The organism is Chryseobacterium sp. 2987, from assembly GCF_031456375.1.
In the GTDB taxonomy this organism is placed as follows: Bacteria; Bacteroidota; Bacteroidia; order Flavobacteriales; family Weeksellaceae; genus Chryseobacterium; species Chryseobacterium vaccae.
Window position 1 is genome coordinate 12744 of the sequence record NZ_JAVDUN010000008.1, and the last position, 13185, is coordinate 25928.

General features: G+C 36.7%; 11 protein-coding genes. 9 read left to right on the forward strand and 2 right to left on the reverse strand.

Annotation, left to right across the window (positions count from 1 at the left end; genetic code table 11):
• The first annotated feature begins 111 nt into the window (after positions 1 to 111).
• From J2Y40_RS19895 to J2Y40_RS19935, 9 genes are all read left to right on the forward strand, one after another.
• A complete protein-coding gene (locus J2Y40_RS19895) occupies positions 112 to 570 on the forward strand; it encodes a GtrA family protein (RefSeq protein ID WP_153397957.1) in 459 nt (152 codons plus the stop codon).
• 3 nt (positions 571 to 573) lie between these two features.
• Positions 574 to 1302: a 1-acyl-sn-glycerol-3-phosphate acyltransferase gene (locus tag J2Y40_RS19900; protein ID WP_153397955.1), complete on the forward strand. Its 729-nt coding sequence runs from the start codon at positions 574 to 576 to the stop codon at positions 1300 to 1302.
• 39 nt (positions 1303 to 1341) lie between these two features.
• On the forward strand, positions 1342 to 2787 hold the full coding sequence (locus J2Y40_RS19905) for an MFS transporter (protein ID WP_153397953.1): 1446 nt from the start codon (positions 1342 to 1344) through the stop codon (positions 2785 to 2787).
• Entirely contained in the window at positions 2783 to 3835 is a 1053-nt protein-coding gene (locus J2Y40_RS19910) for a DUF3810 domain-containing protein (RefSeq protein WP_153399977.1), read from the forward strand. Before J2Y40_RS19905 ends, J2Y40_RS19910 begins: the two co-directional genes overlap by 5 nt.
• Before the next feature lie 1017 nt (positions 3836 to 4852).
• Positions 4853 to 6358, forward strand: coding sequence for a vitamin K epoxide reductase family protein (locus tag J2Y40_RS19915; protein ID WP_310000925.1), 1506 nt, complete (start codon positions 4853 to 4855; stop codon positions 6356 to 6358).
• 117 nt (positions 6359 to 6475) lie between these two features.
• Positions 6476 to 6667, forward strand: coding sequence for a bacteriocin-like protein (locus J2Y40_RS19920; protein WP_153397949.1), 192 nt, complete (start codon positions 6476 to 6478; stop codon positions 6665 to 6667).
• Positions 6668 to 6714: 47 nt separating this feature from the next.
• Positions 6715 to 6879: a bacteriocin-like protein gene (locus J2Y40_RS19925; protein ID WP_310000927.1), complete on the forward strand. Its 165-nt coding sequence runs from the start codon at positions 6715 to 6717 to the stop codon at positions 6877 to 6879.
• 85 nt (positions 6880 to 6964) lie between these two features.
• Positions 6965 to 9157, forward strand: a complete 2193-nt coding sequence (locus tag J2Y40_RS19930) for a peptidase domain-containing ABC transporter (protein ID WP_310001036.1) — start codon at positions 6965 to 6967, stop codon at positions 9155 to 9157.
• A gap of 189 nt (positions 9158 to 9346) precedes the next feature.
• A complete protein-coding gene (locus J2Y40_RS19935; protein WP_153397945.1) occupies positions 9347 to 10645 on the forward strand; it encodes an HlyD family secretion protein in 1299 nt (432 codons plus the stop codon).
• 73 nt (positions 10646 to 10718) lie between these two features.
• Here the strand turns inward: J2Y40_RS19935 and J2Y40_RS19940 are convergent, their stop codons facing one another.
• Together J2Y40_RS19940 and J2Y40_RS19945 are read right to left on the reverse strand one after the other, a co-directional pair.
• On the reverse strand, positions 10719 to 11525 hold the full coding sequence (locus J2Y40_RS19940) for a DUF2182 domain-containing protein (protein ID WP_310000929.1): 807 nt from the start codon (positions 11523 to 11525) through the stop codon (positions 10719 to 10721).
• A complete protein-coding gene (locus J2Y40_RS19945) occupies positions 11522 to 13033 on the reverse strand; it encodes a tyrosinase family protein (protein WP_310000931.1) in 1512 nt (503 codons plus the stop codon). The genes J2Y40_RS19940 and J2Y40_RS19945 overlap by 4 nt, the downstream gene beginning before the upstream one ends.
• Positions 13034 to 13185: the final 152 nt, after the last annotated feature.

Below are 13185 nucleotides of genomic sequence, written 5' to 3' on the forward strand. Positions count from 1 at the left end.
AAGACGAAATTCACGATTAACAGGTTGAGGAGATACAAAATCTTTTGTGTGAAAACTTTTATTTCCGGTATATTAATATATAGTTATAAATTTGCAGATCATATATTTTGAATGAAAGAGTTACTCATACGCCAGAAGCAGGTTCTGTTCTTCATCATTGCCGGAGGACTGAGTGCTGTAGTAGAGATCGGAAGTTTTAAGGCATTCAGCACCTACCTTCCTCATGTCTTTGCCAGGGAAGTTAATTTTCATGGTATACATTATCCTTTAAGCAATATTTTCTCTACGAGCTGTGGCATCATCAGCAATTATTTTCTGAGCATCTGGTTTGTTTTTGAAAGAGGAAAACATTCCAAGAAACGGGAATTTGCCTATTTTATGGGAGTTTCTTTTGTTTCAACCTTATTGAGTCTTGGATTTTTCCAGGTATTTTACAGTTTTATATTTAAGGATAATATCAATTTAATTTTTTATACCTTAAGCCCGGAAATGATCAGCAAAGTAGCGGCAATCCTGCTGGTTTCCATTCTTAATTATTCAGTAAAAAAGAAAGTAATTTTTAACGGTTAAGCAGTGGCAAAGATTTTAAATTACCTATGGAGATTCTGGCTTCTTCTGTTAGCTTTTGTACTGACAGTTACTCTGGGAATTCCTGTTTATATTTTATCCTTCAACAAAAAGCATTATAAATATGCGTATAAATTCATACGATTGTGGTGCTTTGGTATGTTTTACGGTATGGGACTGAGATATGACCTGATCAAGCTTTCAGACCAGAAGAAAGATAAAAACACCCAGTATGTTTTCATTTCGAATCATACTTCCATCATGGATATTATGCTTACCTGCATTTTATTTCCACACAACCCGATTTGTTTTGTGGGTAAAAAAGAACTGGTAAAAATTCCGATCTTCGGAACCATCTATAAAAGAATATGTGTAATGGTAGACCGGGGAAGCGCCAGAAGCCGAGCCGATGTTTACAGAAGATGTGCTGAAAAGATGGAGGAAGGTAACAGCATCGCCATATTTCCTGAAGGCGGCGTTCCGGATGACACGTCTGTTATTCTGGATGATTTTAAAGACGGAGCCTTCACCTTATCTTCGAAACATAATTCTCCTATTGCTGTGTATACTTTTATCGGGTTAAAAGAAATTTTCCCCTTTGACAGCTCGAAAGGCTACCCTGGAAGAGTAAAAGTATATTTCAACGGAATTATGGAGCCTTCAGATTCTCCAAAAGACTTAAAAACAGAAGCTTATAATCAGATAAAAAAAACGCTGCTGGAACATTCTATTTAAAAGAAATAGTTATATTTGTTTGCGAAATTTTTAACAAATATGTCAAATTATTCTAAACAAACCAATTGGGGACAATTCATTCCTTTGGTTACTGTGTTTTTTTTCTGGGGATTTGTAGCGGCAAGTAATGACATTCTGATCCCGGTCTTTCAAAAAGCCTTTAAACTGACCCAAACTGAAAGTATGCTCGTACAGATCTGCTTTTATGTGGCTTACACTGTGGGTTCTTTAATTTATATGGCTGTTTCAAAGAGTTTGAAACAAGACCTGATCAACAAAATAGGATATAAAAACGGCTTAATTTTAGGTCTTCTTATTTCTGCAGCGGGAACTTTACTTTTCTATCCTGCAGCCAATATGGGTTCTTTCCCATTAATGATCTCAGGACTTTTTATCGTAGGTCTCGGGTTTTCACTGCAACAGATTGTAGCCAATCCATTAGCCATTGAAGTCGGACCGGTGGAAACAGGATCTCAAAGACTGACAATGGCCGGGGGAATCAATAATTTGGGAACAACGATCGGCCCTCTTATTGTTTCATTTGCCATTTTCGGATCTGCTTCTGCTGCTAATACGGAAGCGAGTATTGAAAGTGTAAAAATTCCTTATCTGATCTTAGGGGCTGCATTTGCTTTGGTAGCTGTAATGCTTAAGTTTTCATCTCTTCCTGCAATAACTCCTACCAATACTAAAGATACTGATGATATTGTTCCTGGCGATCATAAAACATCAGCTTTCCAATACCCTCAATTAGTTATGGGGATGATTGCCATCTTTGTTTATGTAGGGGTGGAGGTTTCTACAGCAAGTAATCTTCCTGCATATATGGAAAAAAGTTTAGGTTTCGAAACTAAAGAAGTTGCTCCTTATATTTCATTATACTGGGCTTCATTAATGATCGGCCGTTGGACCGGAGCTGTAGAAGCTTTTGATGTGAGCGGCGGATTTAAAAAGATATTAAGATTCATTGCTCCTTATCTTGCATTTGGAGTCTTCCTTCTGGTGAATGCCATTGCAAAACATGATCTTTCTCCGTTTTATGTGTATGCAGCGGTTATTATCGTAATGATTATCTGCGATATTATGAGTAAAGGAAATCCTGCAAGAATGCTTCTGATCTTTTCCGTAGCTGGTATTGCAGCATTATTGATAGGAATGTCTACCTCTGGAATGACTTCTGTATATGCATTTACCAGTGTAGGTTTATTCTGTTCTACCCTATGGCCGTGTATTTTTGCTCTTGCGATCAATGGTCTTGGAAAGCATACTAACCAAGGATCCGGTTACCTGATTATGATGATCATGGGAGGTGGTATTGTCAGTATGATACAGGGTTACATTGCTGATTTAACAAATATTCACTTCAGCTATATCGTAGGTGTTATCTGTTTTGCTTATCTTGCGTTCTATGCAATCCGTGTCACAGGAATCCTGAAGGCACAAGGTATTGATCTAGACAAAATTTCTAAAGGCAGTGGTCATTAACAGTAAAAAAATTATTCATAAAAAACGATTTTGGGCAGGTGTATTACTTGCCCAATTTCTTTTGTTCTATGGATTTTCGAAATCCAGCATGATGGTTTCTTTTTTTGAACAGTTCTTTGAATATCAAAAAGGAATACATCAGGTACTTTTCAGCTGGATTCCTTTTTCTTTCGGAGATCTGATCTATATTATTCTGGGAATCTTTCTTTTATATTTTCTCATTAAATGTTTTAAAAAGACAGGCAGAAACGATGCTTTTCTTAAAATACTCGCAGGCATCAATATTTTCTATTTTACCTACCAGATCTTCTGGGGAATGCTGTATTTTCAGACTCCAATCATCAAAAAGCTTGCATCTCAACAGGAGCCTGACATTAATAAAGCGAAAACTCTTGCTCTCCGCTATCTTGAAAAATGTAAAGCTACCCGCACCTCCGTTCGGGAAGATAAAAACGGTATTTTCATTATTACTGATCTGAAATCGGTACAAACTGAAATTCTTAAACAACAGCAGCAGCTTCCAAAGTTTATTTCAGACAAAAGAGCCCCGCAGGTTAATGCTTTCAAACCCAGCCTGTTTAAAAAAGTAATGAACTTTACCGGAATATTGGGATATTATAATCCTTTTACGGCAGAAGCTCAATATAATGGAGAGCTTCCGCACACTTTTATTCCGTTTACGTCGGCGCATGAAAGTTCTCATCAGCTTGGCTTTGCACGGGAACAGGAAGCTAATTTTATAGGCTATCTGATTGGCATTCATTCAGACAATATTGATTTGAGATACAGCACCGAATATTTCACTCTTAAAAGCCTTTTAAGATTCATTGTGGAGGAAGATCCTGAATTTGTAAAAATGGTTTTGAACCACTATTCTCCTGCCATGAAAAGAGACAGAGCTTATGAAAGAGCTTTTATTTTAAGGCATCAGGGCTGGCTTGATGATTTTTTCGGATTTACGAACAATCTGTTTCTGAAAAGTAACCAGCAGGAAGGTTCTGTAACGTACTCCTACTTTATTGACCTTCTTTTAAACTATGAGAAATAGTGTAGGACTTAAAATGAAAATTCTGTGAAAGCAAGACACAAAATTTTGAAATAATTTTTATTGACCGCGAAGGCAAACAAAAAATAATAGTGGCTTGTTTTGAAGGCTCTTTGCTCATATTTGAAATATAAGGTCTTTGTATTACTTTACTAAACTTACACCTTTGTTTATCCCTAAATTTATCCATCTCTTTGCCTTGATTTATGTTTGATATAATGTATGATGGGGGTATTTAGTCAGATCTTAAGCAGCTTCAGCTTTTATGCTTTATCCTTTTTAACAGGCATAAAAAAAGAATCGTATCAGGCGATACGATTCTAAAAACACAAATGATGAAAAAAAATTTATTACCTTGACTTGTTCCCTCATTCAAGGCGATGTAAAAGTACAACATATTTCATAAATACAAAAAGATTTCCCTCCTTTTTTTAAACTTTATGAAAATTTTATGATTTTTTAAGTTTTTTTGAGTTTGCTATTGAAAATCAACATTATGTTAAAATCAACAATTCTGCAATAAAATTGATTTTAAAGATCGGTTTTAAATATAAAAAGGTTACAAAATTCAACACTTATATAAAGATATAATAAACAGTTTTTCTTTATTTTTCAGAAGTAAAAAATTAGAGTTATTATCGAATATAAGGTATAAAACGGCTTTCAATTTTTAATAATGTCTCAAACTGATTATGCTCATAGTTAAACCAGGAAAAAACGGATATCAAATACAATTCTGTGTAAAATAAAATCTGGAAACGGTCCCATTGAACAGAACTCTTGTTGACAGGATTGGGGAATTTTTAATAGAAAATGAAAATCTAAAAGATTTTCTGACGTTATCAGCCGCTACAATCGGTTACCTGCTGCTCATAAAAATCTATAGCATAAAATACCAGACTATTTCTAAAAGTACAGATTTACAACCTTATATAGTCACTTAAACGTCGTATATCACCCTTGAAAGAAAAAAAATTTGTTTATTTGAAATCTCTGCGTATTTTAGATAAAAATATTAATATGATTTTTGACAAGCTAATAAACTACCTGAAATTAGACAAACAGGAATTCACATTTCAGTTCAATTCGCATCCTAATTTTCCTTCTGCACTTGCATTCAGCGATACCTTAAACTTTATGGGGGTAAAAAATGATGCCTATGAACTGGATAAAGAATACTGGGATGAATTGCCGGAAGAATTTATTGCTATTGTGGACAACTCTTTCTCTCTTGTAAAAAAATCAGGAAACTCTTATTCAGTTTACTCAGAAAAAGCTAAAACTCTTAACAAAGAAGAACTTCATCAAAAATCTACAGATTTCGTATTATTATTTGAAAAAACAGAAAACGCAGAAAATAAATCAGCTTTTGATTTTAAGCCTGTTTTATATCTTGTTTTTGCGGTCATTCTTATCTACTCTTTTCTAACTCTGAGTGTATATGAAGCTATTTTCAATGTTCTTTCGTTAGCCGGCGTTTACATCTCGCTGGAAATCTTCAACCAGAAATTCGGGAATACTTCCACAGTTATCGGAAGTATATGCGGTGATACAACTGCCAGCCAGGCGGCTAATTCATGTGATAAGATCATCAAACAGGATAAAACAAGTATTTTCGGTTTAAAGTTTTCAGATTTTTCTCTGATCTATTTTACCGGACTTGCAGTAATGGGATTATTCCTTCCAGCTTCAGCTTATATTATTAAGGGATTCACGTTTGTTTCGGTAATTGCCATTGCTTATTCTTTATATATTCAGGCTTTTGTAGAGAAAACATTCTGCAGAGTCTGCCTTTTGATTATTTCAATTCTTGCAGGACAAATCGTAATCAGTACTCTGTTGTTTCAGAACACGGTTTTTAGTATAGGAATATTATTATTAACTCTTATTTTGTGGCTGCTTATCTTTTCAGCCGTCCTATATTCCAGCAATCTGCTTACTCAAAAAGAAAACCTTCAGAAATCTAATGCAAAAAATCTAAGATTTAAAAGAAATTATGATCTTTTCAAAAGTCAGCTTTTAGAAAATGAAAAAATAACATTTCAGGATAACCAGACCTTTTCTCTGGGAAATAAAGATGCTAAACTTCGTATTGCCATTGTATCTAATCCCTATTGCGGTTTCTGTAAAGATGCTCATAAGATTATGGAGGGACTTTTGGAAAAATACCCGGAAGATATTTCCGTACAAATCCGTTTCAATTATTTCCCGGACAGGGCTCCTGAAAAATACACTCAGCTTCTTTCTGCATTCAACTATATGTACCATAACAAACCTCAGAAAGAATTCATGCACACTATAGAAGAATGGTTTGAAACAAAAGATGAGAGCAAAGCTGTGGCAAGAGCAGGCTTGGCTACGACTGAGGATCTTACACCATTCACTGCAATGTCTACTGACAACAGTAATGCAGGACTTAACTTCACTCCTATATTCGTTCTGAACGGATATCAGTTCCCGGATAAATATGATCGTGACGATATCTGGTATTTCGTTGATGAATTAATAGAAGATGAAGACTTTTAGTAAGATTTTCCAAAAGAAAAACCTTTATTGAATTTGAAAATTCACTATCTTAGGAAAAAATAAAAGCGTAATCCGAAAAGCTTTAAAAGAGTAGGAAGCCAACCAAAACTAATTATTATGAAAAATTTAAAGAAAGTATCCCGCGAAAACCTGAAAATGATCATTGGTGGAGACAGTACCCCTATAAGTGATGGTCTGGGTGGATGGCGTTGTTCAAGCAGTTTTGAAATAGTATGCTATAAAGGCTGTACGCCAATGTGCATGAGTTTTACTAAATGTATGATTTCATTCTGCCATGATCCGATCTAATCAATTTATTGAATTAAAAACAACAACCAATACAAAAAAAGACTATTGTGAAAAATTTAAAAAAACTTTCAAGGGAAAACCTAAAGACTCTTAAGGGAGGAATTACTGAAGAATGTGCCCGTATTCAGGCTGTATCGGTATGCTATCCTATCGGCGGATGCCCTTTAGATGAAATTTGTGTACGGGTATGCAATAAGGTATGCATTCTGTAAATAAGCGTTAAGCTTGAATATTAATAATAGTAGATAAATTAAAAATGTCGCCATCTTTTGGCGGCATTTTACAATGAAAAAAGTTTTGAAGAAATTTCCTTTTTATAAACAGCCTGACGCTAAAGACTGCGGGCCCACCTGCCTTAGAATAATAAGTAAATATTATGGCAAAAGCATCTCGCTTCAGCAGATCCGTACACTTTCTGAAACTACCCGTGAAGGGAGCAGCCTCTTAGGCCTCAGTGATGCAGCAGAAAATCTGGGATTCCGGTCACTTGGAGTTCAGATTGATTTCAATACCCTTACAGAAGAAGTTCCATTCCCCTGCATTGTACACTGGAACAAAAATCACTTCGTTGTTGTTTATAAGATTGATAAAAACAATAAAGTCTATATTTCAGATCCTAGTTATGGACTGATTACCTATACCAGAGAAGAATTCATCAAACTATGGATAGGAGAAAATGCTAATGAAAATACAGAAGAAGGCATTGTCCTGATTCTGGAAACAACACCGGCTTTTTTCCAGACCGAATTCGATTCAGAAGAAAGCAAGGCAAGCTTCTCTTTTCTGTCCAAATATCTTTTAAAGTACAAATCACTTGTTATCCAGCTTGCAGTAGGACTTTTAGCAGGAAGTTTACTTTCCCTTATTTTCCCATTCCTTACCCAGAGTATTGTAGATGTGGGGATACAAAATCAGGATCTTAACTTCATTTATGTTGTACTTCTTGCACAGATCATGCTGTTTCTGGGAAGAATGGGAATTGAAGTTATCCGAAGCTGGATCTTGCTTCACTTATCCGCCAGAATCAATATCTCTATCATTTCAGATTTCTTTATTAAACTGATGAGACTTCCTATCAGCTTTTTCGATACGAGAATGACAGGAGATATCATGCAGAGAATTAATGACCATCACAGAATTGAACAGCTTCTGACCAGTTCGTCTTTAAATACATTGTTCTCATTGGTCAACCTTATTATTTTCAGTATTGTTCTATTGTTTTATGACTATAGACTATTTATCGTTTATCTGGTAGGAGCCGTATTGTATGTTGGATGGATCAGCTTTTTCCTTAAAAAGAGAAAAGAATTAGACTATAAAAGATTCTCTCAGGTTTCTCAGGAACAGAGTAAAGTCATTGAACTGATCAACGGGATGCAGGAAATTAAAATGCATAATGCTGAAAAACAGAAACGCTGGGACTGGGAATTCCTTCAGGTAAAACTATTTAAAATAAGAATTCAGTCACTTTCATTAGAGCAATGGCAGTCTGTAGGAGGAAATTTCATTAACCAGATGAAAGATATCCTGGTAAGTTTTCTTTCTGCAAAACTTGTTCTGAGCGGTAATCTTACTTTGGGGATGATGCTTTCTGTACAGTATATTATTGGGCAGCTTAACAGCCCTCTGCTTCAGCTTATTGACTTTATCAAACAAACTCAGGATGCTAAAATTTCTCTTGAAAGGCTTGGTGAAATTCATGATAAAGAAGATGAAGAAGACAAGGATGAGCAATATGCTACAGAAGTACCGCAAAAAGACATTGAGATCAGCAATATGTCATTCAGATACATCGGGTCTGATGTTCCGGTATTTGAAAATCTGGATCTTAGCATTCCTTATCAGAAAACCACCGCTATTGTAGGAGCAAGCGGAAGCGGAAAAACGACGCTCTTAAAGCTGCTCATGAAGTTTTATGAGCCTTCTGAAGGAGATATTAAAATAGGGAATACAAAATTGAAAAACGTATCTCCAAGATTCTGGAGAGATCATTGTGGGGTTGTAATGCAGGAAGGGTATGTTTTCAATGATACGATTGCCAACAATATTGCTGTTGGCGAAGATCATATCGACAGGCAAAAATTAAGACGTGCCGTAGAAATTGCTAATATTAAAGAGTTTATTGAAGGACTACCTTTAAGCTACAATACAAAAATCGGAAATGAAGGCGTGGGAGTAAGCGGTGGACAAAAACAAAGGCTTTTCATTGCCAGAGCAGTTTATAAATCTCCGGAATATATCTTTTTCGATGAGGCTACTTCTGCCTTAGATGCCAATAATGAAAAGATCATTATGGAAAATCTGGAACAATTCTTTAAAGGAAAAACAGCCATTGTCATAGCTCACAGGTTATCTACCGTAAAACATGCCGACAAGATCATTGTTCTGGATAAAGGAAAGGTAGTGGAAGAAGGCAGCCACAGTGAACTTGTTGCTTTAAAAGGTGAATATTACAGACTGGTGAAGAATCAGCTGGAATTGGGGAATTAATCTGTTTTTACTAAATTCACGTACTCAACTTAATACGTATCAATTACAATATTACAAAGAAAAAAATTGAAGACAGCATTACAATGATTAGAGATATGATTGCCAACTGTCTTTGTTATAATTTATTTTAAAATGAAAAAATGAATCAGGATCTTCCTGTGAAGATTTTGGTTTCAACAGACTGCTTATATGGAAAAGGAAATTTTAGATACTATTGAACTTCGTTCGGAAAGCGTTCAGGACATTCTTACCCAGCCGCCCCATTGGATGATACGCTGGGGAAATACGCTTATATTTATTATACTTCTGCTTATTCTTCTGATGAGCTACATCATCAAGTACCCTGAATTTGTTCCGGCTCCAATTATTGTTACTTCACAAAATCCTCCTGAAAAGATAGAGGCCCGGACCAGTTCAAAAATTGAAAAAATATTTATCAAAAACCATCAGGAAGTTAAAAAGAATGATGTTCTTATGGTGATGCAGTCTGCAGCCAACTATAAAGATGTTCTGGAATTGAAAAAACTGGTGGATTCCATTACTCCCAACCAGGTTCTGTCCTTTCCCATCGCGCAGGCATCAAGGTTTAAGCTTGGAGAGCTTCAGGGCGACTACAACAATTTTGCAAAAGCATTTCAGGATGAAGAACTTTTCACCAGACTCCAGCCTTATGCACCGGAAAATATTGCAGCCAATCAGAGTCTTTCGGAATACCGTGTAAGAATGGCAACAACGAAGCAGCAAAAGAATTTAGAACAGGCCAAATATGAACTCACAAAAAAGAATTATCAACGATCGCAGGAACTATTTAACCAGGGCGTTATTTCTTCCATGGAACTGGAAAACGAGAAAATAAAATATATTCAGGCCCAGCAGAATCTTGAAAATATTACGATTTCTCTATCACAGATGGAAGAAGGAATCTCCAACCTACATAAAACCAAAAGCGGTACTGCCATTAATACAGAAAAGGACAAGATTACTTATTCATCACAGACTTTACAGCTTTTCGAACAGCTTCGTAAGTCTTTAAAACAATGGGAACAAACCTATCTTGTAATTTCTTCGACTGACGGTATGGCCAGTTTTCAACAGTTTTTTGGTGAAAATCAGTTTGTAAAAACCGGTGAACCTATTCTTTCTATTCTTCCTGCCAATAAAGAGAATCTTGTAGGACGGATGTCTGTACCTACCATTAACTCCGGAAAAATCATTCCAGGCGAAAAAGTACTGATTAAACTGGATAATTACCGTTTTCAGGAATATGGTATTGTGGAAGGAAAAGTACAGAATATCTCTCTTATTCCGGATGACAAAGGAAATTATTACGTAGATGTAATTCTTCCAAAAGGATTAAAAACCAGCTATAACAAAACCCTCGTATTTGATAAAGAGCTCAGAGGGAATGCTGAAATTGTCACCCAGGACCTAAGACTGATTGAAAGATTCTTCTACCAGATCAGAAAATTACTGGGGTATCAGAGTTGATACTTTTAAAAAAAATATATAAAAACCGCAATCTGATTCAGGCTGCGGTTTTTATTTTATGTTTCTTCAGAATTTAAAGAAATTTTTCAGTCATATCAAAGTGAACCTGATGTTGAATTTCTTCTTTTCTTTTACAATTGATTTTTATTCTGGCCACCATGATCCGGATGAGCTTCAGACGGAAATCAAAATTCCAGCGCGGATATCGTGGATGCTCCATATGTTCACTGATCATAATAACCGTTACCAGAATCATCGCCAGATTATGTCCTTCCGGCAGGATCATCGGGAACAGCATTAAGCCCCATCCAGAACCGATACACCATATTCCGTGCATTATTCCGAATTTCAAGACATCCCGATCTGCAGCCCATCCAAAAGCAGCAATCGAGATGTGATCATGTCCGCGGTTCAAGCACATTTGCTTCACTGGTGAAAATTGCCAGATCAAAGCTACAATTCCTACGATAAGAGCCGGAATATATGAGCCTCCGGGCAATAACAGATTAAATCCGAGGATAACAGCATTCATTACTACTCCCATAACCGTCCAGACCATTGTATAACTTAATACAAAGAGTAAGCTTAGCCAGAAGCGACGTCTTTTAAGGCTTCTTGCATAAATATACTGAACCGGTGAGATCAGCTTTGGAAGCATCATCGCCAATACCATAAGAATCCAGCCTGTCATCATCTCTGAAAAAGGATTCATCTGAAGCATCATCTGCAGAGAAACATTTGATGCGCCGTCTGCCGTCATGTGGCAATGTTTTATCCCCATAATTCCACCCGGATTCACCAGCAATATAATCCAGAATATGATACTTGTGATGAGAATGACAGCCGTGATATAGTTGCCATCTCTTACTGAGATTTTCATAATTTCTGTTGTTCACGGTAGATGCTCACCCGTCCTACCGTAATGGTTTCGTCATTTGGAATTGCGTTATCAGGCAGAATAGCTACTTCCAGAGAATTTACATCAAGATTATTACTCACAAACAGGTTGTCAATGATCTCTGTAATATTCAGGATAAAAGTAAGTCCATTACCTCCATTATGCCCGTCTTTGTCAGAAGCGTTACGTAACCCGAAAAGAGAAACGTAGCCTGCCAGCTGATGATTTACCGAAACACTTAAAACATTGGAATCAGCGGTTCCTTTCACATTCTCCAGCTGAAGATAAACCTGATCCGGCAAATTGTTTACCGAAGCTTTCATCAGACTTCCGGATACGTTTTTCCAGGAGCTTCCTTCCAGCTTTACACTGGTTTTTGTTCCTGATCCGTCTAATTGAACTTGTCCTGCATTGGCACCAACAAGCTCTGAGTTACGTCCTAAATCCATATTTTTTTCTTCCAGATTTTCAACAGGCTGTGCACCTAATTTATTTAATCTCTGAGCAAGTGTCTTCTGAGGCAGCGGAGCCGTGGTCAGTGAAAGGTCATCATAGTTGTAATCCAGTGTCTCTAAGTTACTCATTTCTGCCGGAGTGTATACCCAGCCTTTATCATTACCCGGTACAGGCATGATAAACTCTCTTTCCCCCGATGCTGCAGGCCCGTTTAACCAATCCGGATCCGTAGGATTATCATTGCTTGTATTCCATGCCGCCCACATTCTGTCTATATTGCAATGGTGCAGATAAAAAATAGGATCCAGCCCGGCAGAATCAGGATCTGACATCCAGCCATCCTGGCCTCCAACCTTTACGTGCACCAGATTATGCGGATTGCTTTCTAAATTTCCGCTCACATTACCGTCATGTGAAAATTTCGTTTTTGGCCCTCCATATCCAGGATGTGGCGTTGAAGTATTGCTTCCTGTATAAATAGTATTTCCCTGGCATACCTCTGAGATGGGTGGGATGGGTACATATACATTTCCGTCACTTTTAGGTCCATATCTCGCGGTTACATACAAAGGATTGGCACTACCATCAGGCATTGTCTCTTGCATAAAGGCAGGTGGAATTTTATATTGATCTCCGGGACCTAAATAATTCCAATAAGGAAGTGCCCAGTCTGCCGGTCCTCCTAAACTGATGACCGCCTGACGAACCTGTTCTTCCAAAGCGATAAGGTAACCACGATGCCATGGTGTAAAATACCAGCTTTGATGCTGACATTGATTCCAGAATTTCTTAATAACATCCGGGGAAGGAAGCGGGCTTGTAGGAACTTTCGGAACACCGGTAAGTACATTCCAGTTAGGAAATTTCTTTCCTCCAATCTGTTCACCATGAATAGCGGCAAAGAACCACCAGCTGTTTTCATCACTCAGAAGTCTTGATTGCAAAGCTCCTACTCCCTTTGCATACCAAAAAAGATCAGGGTTATCAAAAGTGCCTCCTTTCTCCCATGCATTTTTTCTTAAGAATTTAGCCATAGAATTAGTTTTTTTTAGATTTATACTTTTATGTTAAATACAAATCTAAGCACCCTTCTAAAAAAAACAGTACGTATTTATACCTAATTTATCCCTTTGTTGTGATAATTTAATATTGAAAAAACATATTCTAAGAATAAATGAAAAAGCTG